16 protein-coding genes are annotated in these 22,075 nt (G+C 65.1%); 5 read left to right on the forward strand and 11 right to left on the reverse strand.

The window, feature by feature from the left end:
* Positions 1–71 precede the first annotated feature (71 nt).
* The 3 genes from N0B31_RS19935 (at position 72) to N0B31_RS19945 (ending at position 3,743) form a co-directional block, all read left to right on the forward strand.
* Positions 72–1,472, forward strand: a complete 1,401-nt coding sequence (locus N0B31_RS19935) for an arylsulfotransferase family protein (RefSeq protein ID WP_260593395.1) — start codon at positions 72–74, stop codon at positions 1,470–1,472.
* A 330-nt stretch (positions 1,473–1,802) separates the two neighbouring features.
* Complete coding sequence (locus N0B31_RS19940; protein WP_260593396.1) at positions 1,803–2,816, forward strand: lipid II:glycine glycyltransferase FemX; 1,014 nt, start codon at positions 1,803–1,805, stop codon at positions 2,814–2,816.
* A gap of 342 nt (positions 2,817–3,158) precedes the next feature.
* Positions 3,159–3,743: a DHH family phosphoesterase gene (locus tag N0B31_RS19945; RefSeq protein WP_260593397.1), complete on the forward strand. Its 585-nt coding sequence runs from the start codon at positions 3,159–3,161 to the stop codon at positions 3,741–3,743.
* A gap of 314 nt (positions 3,744–4,057) precedes the next feature.
* Here N0B31_RS19945 and N0B31_RS19950 read toward each other — a convergent pair whose 3' ends face one another.
* Together N0B31_RS19950 and N0B31_RS19955 are read right to left on the reverse strand one after the other, a co-directional pair.
* Positions 4,058–5,476, reverse strand: a complete 1,419-nt coding sequence (locus N0B31_RS19950; RefSeq protein WP_260593398.1) for an aryl-sulfate sulfotransferase — start codon at positions 5,474–5,476, stop codon at positions 4,058–4,060.
* Between the two features lie 244 nt (positions 5,477–5,720).
* Positions 5,721–6,950: a glycosyltransferase gene (locus tag N0B31_RS19955; protein WP_260593399.1), complete on the reverse strand. Its 1,230-nt coding sequence runs from the start codon at positions 6,948–6,950 to the stop codon at positions 5,721–5,723.
* Between the two features lie 175 nt (positions 6,951–7,125).
* Between N0B31_RS19955 and N0B31_RS19960 the strand changes: the two genes are divergently transcribed.
* A complete protein-coding gene (locus tag N0B31_RS19960) occupies positions 7,126–8,280 on the forward strand; it encodes a glycosyltransferase family 4 protein (RefSeq protein WP_260593400.1) in 1,155 nt (384 codons plus the stop codon).
* 8 nt (positions 8,281–8,288) lie between these two features.
* Here the strand turns inward: N0B31_RS19960 and asnB are convergent, their stop codons facing one another.
* Both asnB and N0B31_RS19970 read right to left on the reverse strand, forming a co-directional pair.
* Positions 8,289–10,136 carry an asparagine synthase (glutamine-hydrolyzing) gene (gene asnB, locus N0B31_RS19965; RefSeq protein ID WP_260593401.1) on the reverse strand — a complete coding sequence of 616 codons (1,848 nt, stop codon included), beginning with the start codon at positions 10,134–10,136 and terminating at the stop codon, positions 8,289–8,291.
* 207 nt (positions 10,137–10,343) lie between these two features.
* Positions 10,344–11,456, reverse strand: coding sequence for a glycosyltransferase (locus tag N0B31_RS19970; protein ID WP_260593402.1), 1,113 nt, complete (start codon positions 11,454–11,456; stop codon positions 10,344–10,346).
* A 126-nt stretch (positions 11,457–11,582) separates the two neighbouring features.
* On the opposite strand from N0B31_RS19970, the gene N0B31_RS19975 reads away from it, so the two are divergent.
* The gene (locus N0B31_RS19975; protein ID WP_260593403.1) at positions 11,583–12,539 is read left to right on the forward strand and encodes a hypothetical protein; all 957 of its coding nucleotides are present in this window, start codon (positions 11,583–11,585) and stop codon (positions 12,537–12,539) included.
* 162 nt (positions 12,540–12,701) lie between these two features.
* Here N0B31_RS19975 and N0B31_RS19980 read toward each other — a convergent pair whose 3' ends face one another.
* The 7 genes from N0B31_RS19980 to N0B31_RS20010 form a co-directional block, all read right to left on the reverse strand.
* Positions 12,702–14,336: a glycosyltransferase family 39 protein gene (locus N0B31_RS19980; protein WP_260593404.1), complete on the reverse strand. Its 1,635-nt coding sequence runs from the start codon at positions 14,334–14,336 to the stop codon at positions 12,702–12,704.
* A 142-nt stretch (positions 14,337–14,478) separates the two neighbouring features.
* Complete coding sequence (locus N0B31_RS19985; protein WP_260593405.1) at positions 14,479–15,786, reverse strand: right-handed parallel beta-helix repeat-containing protein; 1,308 nt, start codon at positions 15,784–15,786, stop codon at positions 14,479–14,481.
* Between the two features lie 5 nt (positions 15,787–15,791).
* Entirely contained in the window at positions 15,792–16,115 is a 324-nt protein-coding gene (locus N0B31_RS19990) for a hypothetical protein (RefSeq protein WP_260593406.1), read from the reverse strand.
* A gap of 117 nt (positions 16,116–16,232) precedes the next feature.
* The gene (locus N0B31_RS19995) at positions 16,233–17,279 is read right to left on the reverse strand and encodes a hypothetical protein (RefSeq protein WP_260593407.1); all 1,047 of its coding nucleotides are present in this window, start codon (positions 17,277–17,279) and stop codon (positions 16,233–16,235) included.
* 160 nt (positions 17,280–17,439) lie between these two features.
* Positions 17,440–17,970, reverse strand: a complete 531-nt coding sequence (locus N0B31_RS20000) for a hypothetical protein (RefSeq protein WP_260593408.1) — start codon at positions 17,968–17,970, stop codon at positions 17,440–17,442.
* Between the two features lie 540 nt (positions 17,971–18,510).
* Positions 18,511–19,557: a DUF1616 domain-containing protein gene (locus tag N0B31_RS20005; RefSeq protein WP_260593409.1), complete on the reverse strand. Its 1,047-nt coding sequence runs from the start codon at positions 19,555–19,557 to the stop codon at positions 18,511–18,513.
* A 114-nt stretch (positions 19,558–19,671) separates the two neighbouring features.
* The gene (locus N0B31_RS20010) at positions 19,672–22,011 is read right to left on the reverse strand and encodes a DUF4129 domain-containing protein (RefSeq protein WP_260593410.1); all 2,340 of its coding nucleotides are present in this window, start codon (positions 22,009–22,011) and stop codon (positions 19,672–19,674) included.
* Positions 22,012–22,075: the final 64 nt, after the last annotated feature.

Here is a 22,075-nt window from a genome sequence, read left to right on the forward strand (position 1 = left end):
ACCAGAGGGTCGACTGGTGACTGGAACCGACCGACTGACCGCGCCGCCCGTTGTCGGGGGCGAGTGCGTCGATGACGGCGGCGACCAGCAGCCCGGTCCCGACTCGGACCTTCGTTCGAGGCCTGTTCGCTGTCCTGGTGGTCGTCTCCGCGGGGTTCCTCGTCGTCGCCAACAGCAGCGCAGCCGTGGCAGACCCGTACGCGGAACTGCGGGCGCAGGCAGCTCTCCCCCCCGAAGAGCGGACCCCCGTCGCCCCGCCCGCCGACGGAACGACCGTCGTCACGTCCCACCAGGACGGAGACCTGTTCGTCCTGGCTCCGGACGGGACCGTCACGTTCCACACCGGCCGTCACGACGGCTACTGGGACGTCGATCCGGTTCCCGGGGGAGACCGGACGCTCCTGTACGCGGCGACCGACAAGCTGGACTCGAGCGACGCGGCGTGCGAACCCGTCGAACCCGACGGACACTGTGCTCGACAACTGGTCGAACGCGTCGACCTGACTACCGGTGAGGTGACGGTGCTGTACTCCCGCATCGACCCACGGTACCGGGCCTCCGAGTGGCACGACGTCGACCGGCTCGACGACGACCACGTCGTCATCGCGGACATGTACCGGAACGCGGTGACCGTCGTCAACGTGACGAGCGACACCGTCTCTTGGGCCTGGAACCTCCAGTCGTACGCACCGCTGTCGAGCGGCGGTCCGTTCCCCGACGACTGGGCTCACCTCAACGACGTGGAGGTACTCGACGACGGCAGGATCGTGGTCAGTCTCCGGAACCACGATCAGGTCGTCTTCCTCGACCCGCCCGAGGGTGTCCAGGACGAGTGGACGCTCGGGGCCGACGGCGACCACTCGATCCTCTACGAGCAACACAACCCGGACTACATCCCCCGAGAGAACGGCGGCCCGGCCCTCCTCGTCGCGGACTCGGAGCGGAACCTCGTCGTCGAGTACCAGCGACAGGACGGGCGGTGGAACCAGTCGTGGGCCTGGACCGACTCGACGCTCCAGTGGCCCCGCGACGCCGACCGGCTCCCGAACGGGCACACGCTCGTGACCGACACCCACGGCGGCCGAGTCGTCGAGGTCGACCGAGAGGGGCGGGTGACGTGGACCTTCGACCTCCCACGGCCGTACGAGGCGGAGCGACTGGAGACCGGGGACGAGAGTGCCGGTGGGCCGTCGGCAGTCGAGGCGGGCCTCCGTTCGTCGACGGATCTCGATGGGGCGGGTTCGAGCGCTGACGCCCGGTCCACTTCACTACTCGAACAGGCGAAGATTGGCCTCAAGGGGCTGGTCCCGACGAAGGTCGCGAACGGCATCACCAGTGTCGCACCGGTCTGGATGGGTGTGTTCGACCTCCTCGCCGTGCTGGTCGGTGTCCTCGCAGCCGTCTGCTGGGGAGCCGCGGAAAGCTGGTGGGCCGGGTACCGACTCAGGTCGCCGGTCGGGAGGCGATCGTGACCCTGTCCACGCGGGTCACCGTTGGCTTGCGAAATCGCTCATCAGCCGTGGACCCCCCGTCGCCGGGGCGAGACGAACGATCACGTACCGATCTGCTGTCACGGAACCCCCTCGAGTCGGTGTGCGAGGGCGGGAGACTCGGGAGCGGCCCGACCACGTTTCGACTGAAGTGGCGACCGAGAGGTGAGGGTGATGAGTGAACCGGGCCAACAGCCCCGGACAACCACGAGAGAAGCGACGAGTCGACCGGAGTCGGTGGTTGACGGACGCCGTGTGGCGAGTGTCGTCGGCACCCCCGACAGAGGGGACTCGCAGATACGTGTCCAACCGGTGTCGCCGGCCGACGAGCCCGAGTACGAGTCGTTCCTGTCCGACCACCCGTCCACGACCGCCTTCCACACGCTCGAGTGGAGACGGGCCGTCGAGGCGGCCTTCGACTACGATCCTGCCTACCGGATGGTACTCGACCGAGGCCGGCGCGTACTGGCGGCGATTCCGGGATTCCGCGTTCCGGAACTCCTCGGGAGGAGCGTCGTGAACCCCTTCTGTGAGTACGGCTATCCGCTGCTGGCCGAAGGTGTCGACCCGGTCGTGGTACTGGAGGCGCTGGGAGCTTCGCGTGGCCGACTCGACTCGGTCGTCGTGAAAGACTGTCCCTTCTCGGGCGTCCGTGGGTACAGTACGGCGGGGTACGGCGGTATCGAGACCGGGTGTGCGGTCCGGTTGTCGGTCGAACTTCCCTTCGACCGTCTCTGGGAGCGCGTGTTCGACGGAGAGCTCAGACGCAACGTCCGGCGGGCGAGAGACCACGGGATATCGATCGAGGAGAGCGTCGACCTCAGTACGTTCTACGAACTCTACAGGGGCACGATGGAACGGATGGGGAGCCCACAGTTCCCCCGCTCGTTCGTCCGGGAACTCTCCGAGGCGTTCGGTGAGGACTTCAGCCTCCACACAGCCCGAAAGGGTGACGAACACGTAGCGGGCCTCCTGTCGCTGGTCCACGGCGACACCCGCCACCTCCTCCTCAACGGGACGGGCGGGCGTATCGACGACGCCCGGCCGAACCACCTGCTGTACGTCGACTGCATCGAGCGGGCGTGTGCGTCCGATCTCTCGGTGGTCGACTTCGGCCGGACCGAGCCAGGCACGGGGGTACACGAGTTCAAGAAGCAGTTTGGCGGGACGGAGATACCGCTGGCAAGCTTCGTTACCCCTGCGCACAGGGCCTCCCGCGCGGACGTCTCGTCGCTCAAGAGCCTGGAACCGGTGGCCCGGATGCTGAGTCCGGTCGTCACCCATCCTTCGGTTGGACCTCGACTGAAGCGGTTCATCCACGAATGACCGACCACTACCCATCGACACGGAGGCCGGGCCACGTGCTGCTTCACCGTGCACACGGTGCCCACGCATCCAGAGGCTACAGCAACGAGTCCAAGCGACTGGGTCCGCGACAACTGATCACTTCGAAACATGAGTCCAACTGATACTGACCCCGGAGACGGGCGAGCGTCACGCGCGTCAACGGACGCAAACCGTGACGACGTCGGAGTGCACGACGAACGTCGAGCGAGCCGGACGGACCCCCGGGGCCGACGGGTGCCGTGGAGAGCGGCCGCCGAACTGCTGGTCCTCCTCGGGACGAACCTCTACTGGTATCTCAGACACCGAGCCACGAGACGAGCCTTGACCACGAGTCGTGACTGGGATGCGGGGGCGTTCGAGACGGACGCCGACGACTCGGCGGATACTGCACGGCGAGCGTTACTGAACTCGACGACGGACGTGGCGAACGTCCCGCTCGAGGAGGTTCCAGAACAGTTCGGGCGACTCCAGGACCGGGTCGCAGAGCAGGAGAAACTGAACGCCGAACTCCGCGCCACCGCCGCACGCGCGTGGTGGAGGGGCCTAGAGGCTGGAAGGAAACGCGCCGAGGACGGACACGATTCCCCGATCTATCTCGCCGATCCCCCGGAGGCCGACCACGAGATCGCTCGACAGGTCGCCATCCAGGCGGTCGAACACGACCGAGGGGTCGTGGTCGCAGTCGGCCGTGAGGACGGCTCGGTCTCCGTTGGCGTCGGTGGTAATCTGTCGGACACGGTCTCGGCCATCGAAGTCGCGCGCGAGGTGCTGGCGCCTCTGGATGGTTCGGCCGGTGGGTCCGACGAACTGGCGAACGGCGGCGGGAGTGACCCGGAAGCGATACTCGCCTCGGCCCGGGAGGTCGTCGACCGACTTCGGGTGGAACACGGAGCCGGCCAGGTCTGACCGCCACAGCCACGGCACCGGAGAGGACGGCGGTGGCGGGTCGCTACAGGCTAGTGGCATCCCCCGCTTCAGATCCCGTTCGAGCTTGTATATCGCGGAGGTGTGTACTGACTCGCGGAACTGTCGATGCCAGGCCCGTACTTCGACGGAGGAGCCGACGAGCGCTCGCTCGTTGAGAGGACTGTCTCACACACCCATCGCTGGCCGTGACGTTCGCCGTCCACTCTCGTAGTCCAGTACCGGTGAGCACCCGGACGGAGTCGGTGATGGCCGGGGAGTCAGTTGTCGCCGGTGAGTCGTTACGGCCCTCCCTGTCAGTCCTTCCGGTCGGGAGCCGACACGGTCGGGTCGCCCGCGCGCTCGGCGTCGGCGGCTGTTTCGTCGGACGTCGTGACGGCCAGTGGTGAGCGGACGCGGACCACGTACTGGGACCAGCGGACTTCCGTGGCCGCCCAGACCGCTACCACGCCGAGCTGTCCGACGAGGGCGAAGAGCGCGGGCGCGCTCATCCAGTCGGGGAGCCAGAACAGCAGCCCGTTGACCACGGGACTCGGCAACAGGTCCTTGATGAACACGACGAGCCGTGCGGCCGGGCCGATTGTCCCTCCGCCGTCGCCTTTCCCGCGGACGCCCCCGTCCGTCGACCGGGACTCCAGCCCGAGTGCTGCGGCGCTCCGTCCGCCGGCACTCTCGTCACCGGTACCGAGCCGCTCGACGTCGTACGGTCCCGGGAACGGGTGTGACCAGACGATCTGCCCGCTCCGGTCGACCTCGAGCACTCGATCGCCGTTCGTGTCCGCGATCAGCGTGTGGCCATTCGGCAACCGGTCGGCGTCGCGGGGCCACTGCATCTGGGCGTCGCGCCAGACCCAGGACCGCCGCCAGCTGTCGCCCTCACGCTGGTACTCGACGACCCGACCGTTCTCGGAATCGCCGATCAGCACCGCCGGACCACCCTGCTCCGCCGGGATGTAGTCGGGGTTGTGCTGTTCGTAAAGGGTGGCGTGGTCGTCGTCCTCGCCGAGGGTCCACTCGCGGTCGAGGCCCGTCTCCAGGTCGACGAAGACGACTTGGTCCTGGTTGCGGAGGCTGACCATCACCCGCCCGTCGGCCAGGTACTCCACGTCGTTCAGGTGCGTCCAGTCGCTGGGGAACCGACCGCCGCTGTCGTGGTCGTACGCCGACCGGACCGGCCAGGCCCACTCGACGATCCCGGTCGTCGTGTTGACGATGTAGACCCGGTCAGGTTGGGCGATCTCCGCCACGAGCAGCCGTGACTCGCCGACCCGGTCCACGTCGTGGATGGCGCCACCGCTCGCGGTACTGGTCCGCGAGTAGAGCCGCGTCACATCGCCCGTCGTGAGGTTCAGCCGCTCGACGACGCTCCGGACACACGATAACTCCGAGTGACACGCCGAGGCGTTCAGTTCGTAGGAGCCGACGTACATGACGGTCCTCTCGCCGGGCGGGTCGGGATCGACGTCGTGGTAGTACTTGTAGGTGTCATTGTAGTACAGCACGCTCCCGTTCGGCGCGTACGCGGCGATGCGACCGGACCCGAACGCGTCGGCCGTGACGACGGTCACGTCGTCCCGGGGCGGCGCGGTGCGTTCGGCTACCGGATCGCCACCGTCACTGGTGGTACCGAGCGACCCGTACGCGCTCCCGATCGGGATCGCCAGGACGGCCAGTACGAGGACGAAGCCCACCCTGACTACGGTTCTGCGATCCACCACGCTCGTGCATCTCCGTTCCACGACATGTAATTATTGTTATATTGATAATACATTCCGGTCGACAGAAATGGGTCCGAGAGCACACCGGTGTCGGGCGGCTGGCGAACTGTCCAGCGGCGGGAGGTGGGACGACAAGCAGGGTCTTCCCCGTCCGGGATCACGGGCCCAGCCATAGCAGTCCTCGGAGAATCCGACCGCGCCGTCCCGAGACGAACGAGAGACTGCGCGTCGTCGAGGACGACTACCGGTCTTCGGGACTCGCGGGACACGTGAGCTCCTCGTAGAGGATTTCGAAACGGTCGACCATGTGCGCCAGCGTGTACCGCTCGAAGGCCTCGGCCTGCGCCCGCTCGCCCAGCTCCGATGCGAGCTGTGAGTCCCGGCAGAGCCGTTCCACGGCGTCTCCGAGCGAGACCGGGTCTCTGGGTGGCACCATGAGGCCGGTCTCTCTGTCGGAGACGAGTTCGTCGCTTCCGGGGACGGTGGTGGCGACGATTGGGAGCCCGGCAGCCATCGCCTCCAGCAACGCCCCTGGGTGCCCTTCCCAGTGGGACGGGAACACGAACAGGTCCATCGTGCCGAGCAGTTCGGGGACGTCGTCGCGTGCGCCGGTGAAGTGGACCGTCGACCCGACGCCGAGATCGTCCGCGAGCGCCTCGAGCGCGTCCCGTTCGGGGCCGTACCCGACGACTACCAGGTGGGCGTCGGGAACGGCATCGCTCACCCGTGCCCACGCACGGAGGAGGTCGAAGTGTCCCTTCCGCTCGACGAGTCGCCCGACAGTCCCCACGACGAGTGCGTCCGGAGGTACACCGAGGGCGGCACGGAGGCCGCCCCCCGACGCGTCCCTGTATTCGTCCAGCCGCCGCCCGTTCGGGATTACCCGGAGGTTCGACCACTCCACCCCCCGTTCGAGGTAGTGCTCCGCACCGGCCCTGGAGTTCGAGACGACGACGTCAGCGAACGGCAACGTGACTCGGTCCAGCACGTGGAGAAGCGTCCTCGTGGAGTTGTGGAACCCGCGCTCGCCGTTGACGACGACGGTCCCCGGCGAGACGAGGCCGGCGAGGCGACAGATGATGTTCTCGTAGAAGAGAAACGAGTGGACGATGTCTGGTCGGTCGAGGCGGACGGCCCGCACAAACTGGAGGGGTGCCGCGATGTACATACGTGGGTCGACCGCCCCCGTAATCTCGTGCGGGTCGTCCCCGCGTGTGGCTTCGACCCCGAGCGTTCGGTAGGTGACAGCGTCGTCGAGTCGGCTGGCGAGCGGGCAGACGTCGAAGACAGTCCAGACAACGACCTCGAACTGCTGGCCAGCGAGTCCGTTCGCGAGATCGACGATGGTCCGCTCGGCACCGCCGAACGAGAGGGACATGACGAGGATCCAGATGGTCCTCGGTTCGCTCTCTTCGGCCACCCCGCGGGAGAGCTTGCTGTGGTCGGGGGTACTGTCGCCCGTCGCCGACATGGAGACTCTGAATAGTCCGTTTTTCCGAGCGTTACATGATTATATATTGGCTAACGCGGCGTTCACCGATATCCGGACGACGGGGGACATCCCATCGGCCCACGGACCCGTGGGTACCCAGCGTATACTATTGCCCTCGGTACGTGATTGGCTCGCCAAGACGACGGAGCGTGCGATGAATAGGATTCTGATACTCAACAGTGCAGACGTGATACGCAAGACGACGGACGCACTGGCCAGCGGGCTCTCCGCCCGAGGGTACGAGGTCAGCGTCATGACAGCGGAGCACCCGAAGACGACCGGCTACTTCGATTCGGACGAGAACGTCGAGTTGCTCCACTACCGGTCGAACTTCATCCCCAAGATTCGGTACTCCGTCCCCGGCCTCGACTTCTTCGAGACGATGCGTCGGGAAGCCAAGCGTGCGGATGCCGTCGTCGTCACGTCGGCAGTCTACCTCCCCTCGCTCGTCGGGACGCTCGTCTCGAACTGGTACGAGACACCGACGGTGATCACTATCGACGCGCTGCCCGGAATCAACTGGACGTACGGGAACCGGCTGATCGACCTGTTCGGCAAAGCGTTCGTCCTGACCCTCTCACGTGTAGCGTTCCACCAGGCGGACAGGGTCGTCGGGTTGACCAGGAGTCTCGAGGAGCACCTGCCGAAACTGGTCGACGAGTCGAAGGTGCGCATCATCCCGAACGGCATCGACACCGACCACTTCCGCCCGTCGGACGAACGGGCGGACGGATGTGGAGAGCGAGTCGAACTGCTGTTCGTCGGTCGGTTGAGTCCCGTCAAAGGCGTCGAGCATCTCCTCTCGGCACTCGGTGCGTTACAGCCTGAGGACCGTGAGTTCCACCTGACGCTCGTCGGCGACGGCGAAGAGATGGACGCGTACGTCGAGGAGGCCGAGCGTCTCGGGCTCGGCGACTCCGTCACGTGGACTGGGTGGGTCGACGACGTCAGACCGTACTACGACCTGGCGGACGTGTTGATCCTGCCGTCCATCGCCGAAGGACAGCCGTCGGTACTTCTGGAGGCACAGGCCTGTGGCGTGCCCGTCGTCGCGACGGAAGTAGGGGGCGTCCCCAATCTCGTCGGTGCGGGGGTGGTCGTCCCGCCAAGAGATCCCGACGCGATCCGGGACGCGGTGGTGGAACTCGTTCGGGAGCCGCCGGAGAACCTCCGGTCACGTGCCAGGGCGTTCGTCCTGGAACACTACTCGAGCGAGGCGATGATCGAAGGTTACGAGGCGCTGTTCTCGGAGATATCTTCATGGCCGTCCCTGCAGGCACCCAGAGCCGAGGAAGGACCCGCCCGATGACCGACTGGTCACCCCTCGACGAACTGTTCGTACCACTCGTCCAGCATCATGAGGTCCCAGAGGCGATAGCCGGCGTCGACGGTACGGTCGGTGTGAGCCGAGAGCAACGCGGTCAGTCCGTCAGAGTCGAACGGGGGGCGGGTACCGAGCCGTTCGAGTCGGTCCCGCATCTCGTCCCGTAACTCCCCTCTGAACCACTCGTTCACCGGCACCCCGAACCCCTGCTTCGAACGGTCGAGGACGGCCTCCGGGAGATCGGGTTCGAAGGCTCGCTTGAGCAACCACTTGCCGTCCCGCCCGCGCCGCTTGAGGTCGGCCGGTATCGAACTCGTGAACTCCATCACGTCGTGGTCTAGGAACGGGGAGCGGACCTCGATCGAGTGGGCCATGCTCGCACGGTCGACCTTCGTGAGGAGGACGTCGGGGAGGTAGGTCTCGACGTCCACCTGCATGAGCCGGTCGAGGCGCGTCGGCCCGTCGGCCGCGTCGAAGGCTCGACGGAGGTGGGCGAGTTCGTCGCTCGGTTCGGGTCCCGTCCAGAACTCTTCGGACGGTTGCTCGTCTCGGATGACGAAGTTCGCGTACCGCTCGACGTCGTCACCGTTCACGCTCTCCAGGAACCGCCGTGCGTGTTTCACGAGAGTGGCGCGTCTCGCCGGCTCCGGAAGCGCATCGATGATCGGCGGGACCGCGGTACGGACCTCCGACGGCAGTCGGTTGGCGTAGCCCGCCAGCGCGTCGAGGTAGTACCGGTCGTAGCCGGCGAAGTTCTCGTCCCCCGCGTCACCGGTGAGGACGACCGTGACGTCGTCGGCGGCGGCCTGTGAGACGTAGTAGGTCGGCAGGGCCGAGGGGTCGCCGAACGGCATCTCGTAGTGGGAGACGAGGTCGGCCAGCACGGCCGTTGAGTCGGGCGTCACGGTGTACTCCGTGTGGTCGGTCCCGTACTGCTCTGCCACTGTCCGGGCAAACTCGAGTTCGGTGAACGCGTCCTCGTCGAACCCGATCGAGTACGTCTTGACCGGTGTCTCTGAGACCGCGTCCATCAGCGCCGTCACGATCGAGGAATCGATTCCGCCCGAGAGAAAGACGCCGACCGGGACGTCACTCCGCATCCGGAGCCGGGTCGCTTCGAGTAGCTTCGCCCGGAGCCGTGTCGCCAGCTTCGTGGCGTCGGGGCGGAACTGTCGCTCGAACGAGAGCGACCAGTAGGGCCGTCTCGTCACCTCCCCGTCGGACACGAGCATGTACTCACCGGGGTTCAGCTGGGAGATGCCGTCGAAGCCCGTCCTCGGTCTCGGCACGTACTGGTACGTCAGGTACGAGCGGATGGCAGCGAGGTCGGGGACGGCCTCGACGGCATCGTCGGTCAGGATGGCACTGATCGTCGACCCGAACCGGAACGCATCGTCGGTGTGGTGGTAGAACAGCGGTTTCTGGCCGACCCTGTCACGGGCGAGGAACAGCCGCTCTCTCGACTCGTCCCAGATGGCGAACGCGAACATACCACGCAGAAGCCGGAGACACTCGACGCCGTACTCCTCGTAGAGGTGCAACAGGACCTCTGTGTCGGTCTCCGACCGGAACGTGTAGTGCGAGACCCGATCGCGCAACTCCCGGTAGTTGTAGATCTCGCCGTTGAACACGATGCGGACCGTCCCGTCTCGGTTCTTCATCGGTTGCCGCCCCGCGTCGCTCAGGTCGAGGATACTGAGCCGACGGTGGGCGAGGAGCACCCTCCCCGACTCGTAGATACCGCTCGCGTCCGGTCCTCGGTGGCCCATGACCGAGTTCATCCGCTCGCCGACGTCAGGAGGCGACGACTCGAAGGAGAGTATCCCACCGATTCCGCACATGTTAGTCACCAGAAAACTGGCTGGAGGGTACTTAGTTAGTCAGCCAGAACACGACTCGGGATACTTATACTCCCGTGGACGGAGCGGGCTGAGGCGCGGCCGGGAACCGCGGAGGGTCAGGTGTGGCGACTGTCGAGTCAGCGGGGACGAACCGTTCAGTCGAGACCCGACCACCGAGGGTAGTGTCTCCCCGTGTCCGTTCGCTGGCTACCGGCCAGCGATGAGCGCCTCGTAGTTGTCTATCGCCGACTCGGGAGCGAAGTCGTCGGCCCGAGAACGGAGTCTGGACGCCTGCGGCGGGTTCGACAGGGTCTCTTCGACTGCTGTAGCGAGGGCTTCCGGGTCACCCACCGGAACGAGCTGGCCGAGCGCCCCGTCCTCGAGAATCTCACGCGGTCCGCTGGGGCAGTCGGTGGCGACCACCGGTGTCCCGCAGGCCAGCGCCTCGATGAGCACCGTCGGGAGCCCCTCGCGGATGGAGGAGAGCGCGAAGAGGTCCGCGTTGCCGAGGTACGCGTACACGTTCTCGACGTAGCCTGGCAGATCGACGACGTCCTCGAGCCCGAGACGGGCGACCAGGTCCCGGAGATCCTCGAGCGCGGGGCCCTTCCCGACGATCACCAACCGCACGTCGTCGCGGCGGTCGTGCAGACGGTCCATCGCGCGCACCAGGGTCGGGAAGTCCTTCTGTCTCGCCATCCGCCCGACCCCGAGGACTACGGAGCGGTCCTCGGCTTCGAACCACGGGTGGTCGACGGGGGTGGCAGCCTCGACGCGGATCGCTTCGACGTCGATGGGGTTGTGGAAGACGGAGACGTCCGACGCGTGACTCCGGGTGCCGGCGACGACGCTCTCGGCGACCCCCTCGGAGACGGCGACGACTTGGTCTGCACGCGAATAGAGGTGACGAGCGAGGAACTGCGTCAGCCGCACCTTCGGGCCGTGGGGCATCCCGAACGTATCGTGCTCCGCGAGGACGATTCTGGTGCCGCCCGCGTCACCGAGCGTCGACAGGAGCGTCACGACGTTGACGAATGTCATGGTGGAGACGAAGACGTTCGGACGGACCCGTCGAACGTACGACCGGACCGACGGGAGTCCCGCCAGTAGGCCGACACCGGGCACTATCGGGATGTCGAGGTCGACGACCTCCACGCGCTCGTCGACCTCGGAGCGGAGGTCGCCACCCGGGTAGGCGACCAGGAGATCGATATCGTATCCCCGTTCCGCGAGCCCGCCGGTGATGGTGAGTGTGACTCGCTGGGCGCCCCCCATCGAGAGACTCGGAAGGAAGAACGAGGCGTCCGGTGCGCGGCTCATCGTCGTTCCGATGTGTGCCAGAGATATTGAATGTACTCCTGAGACACACGAACGGGCTCTCGCCCGAGCGTCCCCGTCGGGGAAAGTTTCATTGCATCTTCACGCTCCCATCTCGCAGGGTAGAGAATGCAACCACCGAAGCACCTGTCGAGGATAGTCGAGCAGATACGGAACGACGGCTTCGAGGGCGTGAGCGACGTTCTCTACGAGCTCTACGCCGGATTCCTCTGGAGCAAGGTCAGCCGTCGTGTCGGGGGACGACATCCGTTCGACCACGACTGGGACCTGCTCGTCGTCCTCGACGCCTGCCGCGCGGACGTGCTGCGGGAGGTCGCTGGTGAGTACCCGTTCGTCGGCGACCTCGGCGAGACCCGCTCGGTCGGCTCGACGTCCGAGGAGTGGCTGCTGAAGACGTTCAGCCCCCAGTACCGGGAAGAGATGCGGCGAACGACGTACGTCACGGGGAACCCGTTCAGCGACTCGATGCTCGAAGCGGACGAGTTCGCCGCCCTCGACGAGGTCTGGCGGTACGCCTGGGACGAGGAACTGGGTACGATTCCGGCCGAGCCGATAACCGCACAGGCCGTGGCCCGGGGGCGAGCCGACGACGCCGACCGCATGATCGTCCACTATATGCAACCACATTTTCCTTCCGTGCTGGACCCGGGGTTCGGTTCGGCTATCGACCTCGACACCGTGGGCGAACGATGGGAGTCCGTCTGGGATCAGCTGCGCAAGGGCCGTGTTTCACGGGAGGATGTCTGGACGGCCTACCGGCGGAACCTCGAATACGTCCTAGAGCACGTCGCGGTGCTACTGTCGAACGTCGAGGCCGAGACGGCCGTCGTCACTGCCGACCACGGCAACTCGTTCGGTTCGTGGGGAGTGTACGGCCACCCGCCGGCGGCGATTCCCGCGGTACGGACGGTTCCCTGGTGTGTGACGACGGCCGAAGACACGGGGACGTACGACCTGGCCGGCGACCTCGACTCGCGAGGCGTCGGTGAGGGACCCAGGGGACCTGGTCAGAGCCCCCTCGAGGCCGACGTCGAGGACAAACTACGCGACCTCGGCTATCTGTAGCGGCGTCTCCTCCAGCCGTCGCGTGGTGATGTCTGGCTGTACCCGACTGGCTCCTGAGAGGGTATTCCTGGCACCGTGGCTGGTGCTCGGTACACCACTGGCAACGACGCCTACACTGTTCCACCGGCGTCACCGTCGTCCGAGACCCTCCGACGAGGCAGTTCACTCGAACCCGAACACGACGAGCCTCTTTCTGTCCGGTGACTGCGTGAACATCATCCGGACATCGCCGTTCGAACGGACGTATCGGTAGAACGGCGTCCCCTGCAGTCGGCGATTCTGTCGCAGGTCGACGACGAACGCGACCTCACCCGATTCGATTCGTTCCCGGTAGGAACTGTACCTCGCCGCGTTCCCCTGCGGGTCTTTCGGGGTAAACGCGACGATCTCGATGTCGTCCTGCAGGTAGTAATCCAGGGTGGTGCCGTGATAGCTGATTACGACTATAGTCTCGTCCTCGTGTTGTGCCTGATACTCCTCTATGAACCGGGCGACTTCGTCGTACCCGGTATCGGTGTTGATGGGGCTCACGGCGGAGTTGGCGACCGGCGATGGGGGGACGATCAGCAACAGTGCGACCACCGACAGCATCACTACTCGGTCGATATCTGGTCTCGATATCGACCAGGAGTTCAGGTCCCTCAGGCGGCTGGACATGTCTGCCGCGTAGTAGATGCCCGTCACGGCCAAGACGGGGACCAGCGGGAGGATGTACCGGGGGAACTTGACCGTGAGTAGACTGACGAACAGCAGCGGTAGGACGACCACCCACGCCAGAAAGGCTCGGTCCCGCTGTCCGTCGTTTCGCAGCCCCAGCACTCCACCGCCGAGGGTCACGATGAGGGAGAGGAGATAGAACAGTCCTACTTCGGTCGTGAGCCAGTACACGTACGTCCAGATGGGTGGCTCTCGATAGACGGTCGAACCCACCTCGATAGCGTGCCCCCCGCCGACGTGCTTTAGATTGTGACCGAGCGTCGCGCCGACAACGTACGCGACGTTTCCGACGATCGGGATATTGAACACCAGTTGGACGAACGCCCCGACCGACTCGGGAAGGCCGAGGAACTGCTTGATCAGTTCCCCAAAGTCCCGCTCGACCGGTGGGTGAGCAACAACGTAGTACGGCAGATAGACGACGGCGACGAAGGCTACCGCACTCCCGACGAAGTACTTGGCCTGTCTAAAGCGTTGTTGCCCACCGAAATCCTGCCAGAGGAACCAGAGAACACCGAGGACGATCGGGAGTGCGTATATGAAGCCGTACGCCTTGGACGTCAGGACCCCTCCGATTGCGAGGCCGGTCCAGACGACCCATCTCGTTTCGCCGGTCCGGCCGAAACAGAGGAGCGCGTAGATGCCACCGACGAAGAAGAACGTTAGCGGCACGTCCAGAATGGCCAGTACCGATCTGGTGGCGAAGAAGTACGTCGCCCCAAGTAGAGCCCCTGCCAGCAGTCCCACCAGTCGGTCGGCGAGCAGTACACCCAGCCGGTAGGTGACGTGGACCGTCGCGAGACCGAACAGCACGACCGGAAGTCTGGCTCCGAAGGTCCCCTCCCCAAAGACGAGTTGCCCGACCCCGATGAAATATTTCGCCGTGGGTGCGATCATGTGGGTCGGGTTCACGTACGGGTCGCCCGTGACCGCCGAGTACCCGTACTGAGCGTAGAGAACCTCTCCCACATTCATCGCTCCGCGGAGATTCAGGAGATACCAGGAACAGAGAACGATCAGGAGTACGACCTCGCCGAGATGGGGGAACGCTCCGAGTGTTCGCCTGACCCGTCCCTTCATGGATTGACAGGTGTCAATCCGAGTCATATTAAGTATGCTCTGCAAAATCGGGCGCCTCGGACGGAGATGGCGCAGCTAGTGACCGCTCAGATCACGGTCGGCGGGGTCTCTGTAGCCGGTGGGAGACATCGTCCCCGACCGGTCAGGTTCCGTCGAACACGGTCTGCCACGTATTGCCGTCCCACATCTTCACCCGGTACGTGCCGAACGACCCTCCGTCATGCCAGCCGACGTCGGTGGGCCGTACCCACGATGACCCGTCGTAGTACTTCAGAACGGCCGACGAGGAACTGTCGGTGCTAGTCTCGAACGCCCCGAGGTCTGGCGCCGAGCCGTTGTACGGGATACTGACGTCCGTCCCTGCGTCGATGTACGGACTCCCGTCGGGGAGGCGAAGGAAATCCGGACTCGAGACGTCGACGCTGCGGAAATCGACGGGGTCGGCGTTGAAGTTCCCGCTCTCGGACGAGTTCCAGTTGCAGGTGACGACCTCTGCCTCCGAACCGATCTTGAGGTCCCATCCACCGCCACCCTTCCCGAGGGTGTTCACGATTCGGTGGACACCCCCCGAGCTGAGGTAGAGATTCTGACTCCCGTTGTTGTAGGCGGTGCAGTTGATTACCTCTACGCCGATGTCGATGCCGGGGTTGCCGATGCCACGAGTCTCGTTTTCGAACGCGACACACTGCTCCAGACGGTGCCCACCGGTCGATTTGTCGAGGTCGCCCATCTTGAACCCGTTACCATCGCCGACGATCGACCCGCTGAGGTCACGCCCGTTCCGATAGCAGACGACCCGACGGAGGAGCGCCGGTTGATCCGGATTACTTCCGCCGTCCGACGAGCCCTTGAGGTCGATCCCATCGTCGGAGTTGTGGTGGATGAGACAGTCCTCTATCACCGTGTTGGCGATGTTGTCGGCGGCCCGGATTCCGTCGCTATTCCCGCCGGAGACGCCGTCGTACACCTCGCACCCTCGGACGGTGAAGCGGTCTACTCCGAGGGCACACGAGATACCGGCGCCGAAACTGTCGCCAGCTCCGTGACCGTGAATCTCACAGTCCTCGACCACGACGTTCACACACGACGACCCGTGGGCGCGGACGTTGTGGGTATCGGCGTGCATCACCTCGAACCCACGGAAGGTGGTGTACTGTGAGTTGCTGAGGTCGACCCCTTGGCCGGAGTTCTGTGTGAAGTCGAGCGTCGGGACCTCGTCCTGGTAGGCTTCGACGACGATCCGGTTCGACTCCTGCCCGGGAAGGCCCTGCAGTCTGACCGCCGTCGAGGAGGGATAGGTTCCCCCCCTGACCTTCACGACGTCGCCTGCCTGGAGGTCGACGCTCCCGTTACTGGTGTCGATGGGGCCGAAGTCAGCCCAGGGATCGCTCAGCGACGAACCGCTGTTCACGTTGTCGCCGTTCGCGGCATCGATGTAGTACGTGGTCATGTATCTCAGGACGTATCTACCCAGAGATCACCCTCTGAGGGGCTGGACGGCGCACTCGACTGTACGTCGATACGCGAGACGTCGTCCGAGACGACCTCACGACCGCTCGCCAGCTGTCCGATGTACTGCCAGTTGTTTCCATCGCCCACGAACACCGCGCCAGTGTCCGTGGCCAGGAACTTCGCCCCGCTCTTTGGTTCGTAGTTCCCCCGCTTCGTCGCTTGGTCTCGTATCTCAACGTCCGTGTCGAGCCTGGTGAAGTTATCATTCAGGGGGAGGTGCCAGTCGGTGGAACCCTTCTCTGGTGTCGCGTATCTGTGGTCGGTCATGGTCGTTCTATGTCGGTGTTGAGGTCGTGAGTCGGTCCTTCCGGCCGGTGGTGACGGGGCCCGAACGCTGTCGGTCGACGAGTGGTCGTGGCGCCCTGTTGGGGGAGTGGACTGTCGTCAGACGATTTCATAGTTGTCGTAGACCGCTCTCTGGGTCGTCGGGTTCTTGTACGACTCGTTGTACATGAACCCGATTCCGCCGGACGTCCACGTCGTGTCGGCCGTCGGGTTCTGGTCTTCGACGAACACCGACCCGTCAGAGTTGTAGATAGTGTACGGCATCGTGCCGTCGGAGTTCCACGTCACTTCGAGGGTGTACACCTGCCCGGTCGAGACCTCCGTTTCGATCGCCGAGAGGGAACTCAAGCTGTCGATGTTGTGCTGGTGTCGGGTTTCTGTCACTCTTTCCATCTCGACACCCGGCGAAGCACCGGCGTCGATTCTGATCCTGTACCCCTGCTCCGGGTTCGACACGCTCCCGGTGTTCTGGACGCCCCACAGCACCCCCCCGTAGGTGTTGGCGGTGTCGATTCGCACGTCACACCTGAACGTGTCGCCGACACTCGGATAGACGGGAAGCCCACTCACGCTCGCTATCGTCCGATAGTTGTCGTCACGGTTGTCGCCGTTCGTCCGCTCTCGCATCAGCGACCTGCTTCCGTCGATTGTCAGACTGGAATCGGACGTGAGCTCGAACAGGGTCAGGTCCTCACCGCCGAACGCCGACAGGTCGTTCGTCTCCGCATCGAACACCGTCCCCGTCGACGTCGTTACGTCGTCGCCACTGGAACCGCCACTGTCTGGCCCAGTCCCCGCGATTGTGAGCCAGCCGGAGGAGGTCCACACGTTCAGCCCAGCGTTTCCGGTATCGATCCAGACGTCTTTGACGCTCGGGGACTGTGGCTCTGTGTCCTGTACGAGGAGGTCCCCGTCGGACCGGTTGATGTTCCCGAAGAACTCCCACTGCGACCCGTCCCCGACGTACACGCGTCCCGTGTCGGTTGCCAGGAATTTCGCTCCAGATTTCGGAGTGTACGAACCCTTGTTCGCGTCCGAATCCCGTATCTCGACGTCACTGTCGATGAGCTTGAAATTCTCGTTGAGCGGGATGTGCCAATCGGTCGATCCTTTCTTCGGCGTGTTGTACTGGTGGTTCTCTGTCATGGTTCGTTCTGAATCTGGTGTTCGTGTGCGTCAGTTCGCGTGCCGGTCCTCGCGCCGCCCACCCTCCGTGGGTGTCCGCGGTCGCCATCCGTGGGGAGCCGCGGAGTTCCCGTGCTGTCGGGTTCGGGGCGTGCTCGGTCGCTCACGCGGTCGGTCGCGCTCACTCGGTCCCTCCGAAGCCGTAGAACCCGTAATCTTGATCGCCGTAGTCGTCGTCCACTATCGGCGTCGCTGTCGCCGTCGGGGTCGGCGTGGCAGTGGCGGTTGGCGTCGGCGTGGCCGTCGCGGTCTCCTGCGTTCCGTCAGTAACGGTGAGCGTGTACGATCCCGTCCCGCCGTTGAGGTCGACGAGTGCGACGAAGTACGTCCCTGTCGTGGAGACGAGTTCGGTCACCCGTGCCGTGTCCCCACCGACATACACCTGGTCGCGGAACCCGTCCGGACCATACAGTGAGAGCGCGGCCACACCGTCACCGGTATCTCGGGTGACTTCGACCGTCAGGTCGGTCTCGCTGTCGACGTCGAATCCGAACCAGTCCACGTCACCGCTGGTCAGTTCACCCGTGGCCTCCGTGTTGAGGGAGACCAGCGTCGCGTCCGGGCGGCTGTCGTTCGTCTCTGTCTCGGTGGCGGTCGCCAGACTGGTGACCGCGGCGTCCAGGACCGCGAGTTTGGATTCGTCCGTGACCACCGGCGGACCACCGTACCCGTACGCGCTCTCGAGGTCGTCTGCCTCTGTCGTCGCGTTTGACTGCTGGCCGGGTCGGGAACCAGCCACGTATCCACCTGACCCAACCGCCGCGACCGCAGTGAGTTTGAGCCAGAATCGACGGGTTGCGTACCGTTCATCTCCGTGGTTCGTGTCGCTTCTCTCGGAGGGCGGTTCACCCTCGTGTTCTGTGCGTTCGTTCGTGTGCCTCGACATCCGTCTATGAAATTTCTCGATATGTAGATATACTCTATTATAGTTTCATAGATATATTAAATATATTTATTATTGAGGTTTGACGAGGGGTCGTGAGTAACCATTCGGCGGAAGGCGTACTAAATGGGAATTTCGAGTCCGCAATTGAGTCGAGTGACACATTGAACGCCGGTGAGCGATCCCCGAGCGCTGACAGAACTGGCGGTGGACTACTACTGGTGACCAGTGTCTCACTGTCTCGAAGGGGTCGCGTAGCAGGGACCGGCCGTCGGGTACCGCGCCCCAGAGCGCGGCCGCCAGTCTCGCCTACGACTCCGTGGCGGCGACGTCGATCCAGATGTGCGTCGATCTATCGGCGTTGTCCAGCGTCGGTTCGGGTGGTGGAGCACCGCGATAGAGCAGGTACACGACCCGGAGGTCCTCGCCGGTCACGGATGGCCGGATCTCGTGCGCTTGACGCCACTCCTGTCCGTGTTCGAGCTGGACGTCCTCGAACCGACGCAGTTCCTCGCGCTCCAGCACCTCGAGCGGCTCGTCGCCGGGTGGAGTCCCGTCTCCGGGGCCAACACTCGTCCGCTGGAGCACCACTACGACGTTATACGTCACCGCTCGGTGCTCGCGGTTGGTGATTCCCACCACGAGCGGTTTCGATTCGCCGCGCACGAAGGATGTCGGGTAATCGGCAGTGACGTAGTCGTCGTCACTGGTCTCGGTCAGGAGGTAGAACTCCGAGAACTGTTCACCATGACGGGGGGTAGCCGCGAGGTACGACACCGAGACCACCGAGACGACGACGCCAGCGGCGATGACGACGACGAGCACGGTGTCGAGCGTTCCACCCTGTGAGACCCGTGTCCGTGCCGCTGTCAGCCACTGGTCTCCCCGGACCTGGAACCGCCGGTCCGGTCCGAGTTGCTGTCGGCGATACCACGCCACCACGGCAGCCGTGCAGGTGAGTAGCGCCAGTCCGACGAACACGGGAACCGGACGGACACCCCAGAGCGTGTAGTTCAGGACGAGTGCCAGCAGGGGACTCGTCACCAGACTCAGACCGACCGACAGTACGAGCCGTTCGAGGCCGCCGGACTCCCCCACGACGTCGTCGAACGCGTCGTGTGCGGGATAGAGCGCCGCGACGAGAGCGTACCCCGGCCAGAGGACGACGAGCGGCAGGGCGAGTATCGGACGGACAGCGACGAGCGACGGGAGGACCACCGCGACCGCACCGACGCAGGCGAGCAGGACGACGACTCCGAGGTCCCCGTAGCTCCAGACGAGCGAGCGGATCCGCGACCCATCACCGGTGGTCGATCTCCGCAGACCGTCTCCCGGAACCGTGGAATCCTCGTCCATCTGTCCTCTCACCTCTCGGGCACGAGTACATAAATCGGTTCGCCTCGGCCATCTCCGGAGGCGAACCGGCGTCAGCGCTCCCGGCCCACGAGCTCCCCGAGAGCACGACTCACATCACGTCTCTGACGGTGAACTCGCGACTACCGCGTCGCGTATCGCGGACTGGGCGACCTCGTGGTCGACCGGCCGTAGCCCGAACGCGGCGCGTTCGTAACTGTCGACGAGTCGACGGAGTGCCGCGACCCGTTCCTCGGCGAGGTCCGTCCCCTCACAGGCCACGAGGAACTGCCTCGGGGTACCACTGACCTCGGGGAGGAGGCGCTCCGTCAGTTCGCTCCGGGCCTGGAAGTACGCGGCCACGACGGCCTCGTCCGTCTCACCCGCACGAAGCCGTTCGTGGGCCTCGGCGAACGATGGGGCCGGCTGCCGAGGGCCTTCGGTCTCACTCACCGCGGGAGGCGAAGGGATACCTGCTGAACCGCCACCACCCCCCTCGTCCCCCTCGACGGACTCGGCGTCGTCAGTCTCGAGACTCGACACTCGTTGTCCTTCTGGCGACGGCTGCCTGCCAGAGCGACGCCGATACTCGTACAGTACCAGTCCAGCGAACGCCACGAGCGAGAGTGCGACGACCAGTCGACCGACGAACGTCGACGGGACCGAGACCCCGAAGAAGGGGTTCATGCTACCGATCCCGGTGTCGATGTCGAGCAAGTCGGAGACACTGGCGATGTCTCGACTCTCCGGCAGCGAGACGGTCGTCGAGGCTCGGTCGCCCACGAGGTTCGTGGCGGTCCCGTCGTAGACGGCCGTGACGTTCAGCGTCCTCGCCTGGCGTTCGACCAGACCACTTCGAGGTTCGAGCGTCACGTCGTACGCACCGGAGCCGTTCGTCCGGACACTCTCCACCCCCGTGCCGTTGACGAGGATTCGGACTGTCTGTCCCCCGACGGCTCGACCCTCGCTGGTCTGGAGTCGCCCGTCGACGACGAGGTTCCCCGAGTCGAACCCTGCCGAGGTGGTGAGGTCGGTCCCGGTCTCTTCGACCGTGACCGTCCGGACGGTCTCGACAGCCCCAACAGCCGCCCTCTCGGTCGAGACGTTTATCGAGAGGCTCTGGGTGCCAGCCGGTACTCTCGCGGGGAGCGGATCGGAGACGGCGAAGGAACCGTTTTCTGCCGTCCGCACTCGCCCGAGTTCGGTGTCTCCGACGGTGACGGTCACCGGGAGTCCCCCGACGGTGACATTGTCGACGGCGACACGGCCCGAGACCCGGACAGGCTCTCCGAAACTGACGTTCGACGACACCGGGTCGACGGACATCTGGGGTCTCACCTGCTCGACGACGACCGTGACGTTGGTCGTCGACCCGAGGTACGGGGAGGCCTCGCGTGGTCGGTACCGGACCGAGACGACCTGTCTGCCAACGTCGACCAGTACGGGTCTGATCGACACGTCGAACGTGCCGTTCCGGGTCGTCCGCACCGTCAGCGTTTCGTTCCCGAGGCGGACCCTCACGGTCGCGTTCGAGACCGACGTCCCGTTCGAGGTGGCGAGCTGGCCACTGAGGTTCAGGGGATTCACGAACGAGGCCGACTCCGACGTCACACTCGCCTGCAGTAGCGTCGGGTCGAACTCGCTCCGAATAACCGCAGTACGCTCCTCGGAGACACGGTCGGTTACGTTTCCGATGCGCCGGATCGACGGTGACAGGTCGGTGTCTGTCACCCGACCGACGGCCTGGTACACCTCGGCGAGGTCGCCCCCCTCGCGGACGACTCTCTCGGCTGTCGAGTTGAGTTCGCGCGCGAGGCGGTCGGCGCGTTCGTCTTCGCCCTCGGCTCTCGCCTCGCGATACTCGTCGAGCGTCCGCTGGTAGTCGGAGACCGCGTCGACGAACTCGTCCTGCTCCTCGGCGGTCCGGTCGAGCGTCTCCGCGACTCGGTCGTCCGAGCGGTCACGGGTCACATCAGTGATCTCGACGTACCGCTCGAGGGTGGAGTCGTACTCGTCCCCGAAGAGTTCCCGTGCCGCCTCGTACTCCCCCTCCTCGAGACGGACCGTCCCGAGATCTATCCGGGAGAGAGCCTGCGCGAGTGCCCAAGCCCGCAGAGCTGGCAACTCCGAGTCCCCTCGATAGACCGCTGGGTCTTCGTGCTGGAGGTTCGACCTGTTCGCACCCTCCGCTCCCTCGGGCGTGGGAGTAGGTGTCTCTTGCTCCTGAACCAGCGAGTCTTCGGCACTGGAGTGTCGAGCGGTCGGATCACCAGAATCGGCCGTGACCTCCAAACCGGACGGTGTCGACGGGTCCAACACGGTCCCCTCGACCGTCGACAAGGCGTCACCACTCGGTGTCGCCATTGCCACCGGGACCGCGACTGCGGCTACCACGGGGACGAGTGTTACGAGAACGACGAGGAGCAGTCCTAGTCGCTCTCGTTCTGATGATCGCACGGTACGAAAAGGTCCGCCGACGATAATAACGTCTTCCCCGACAGGAGGCGAGGATCTCGCAGCA

Origin of the sequence: Salinirubellus salinus (assembly GCF_025231485.1) — an archaeon.
Classification (GTDB): domain Archaea; phylum Halobacteriota; class Halobacteria; order Halobacteriales; family Haloarculaceae; genus Salinirubellus; species Salinirubellus salinus.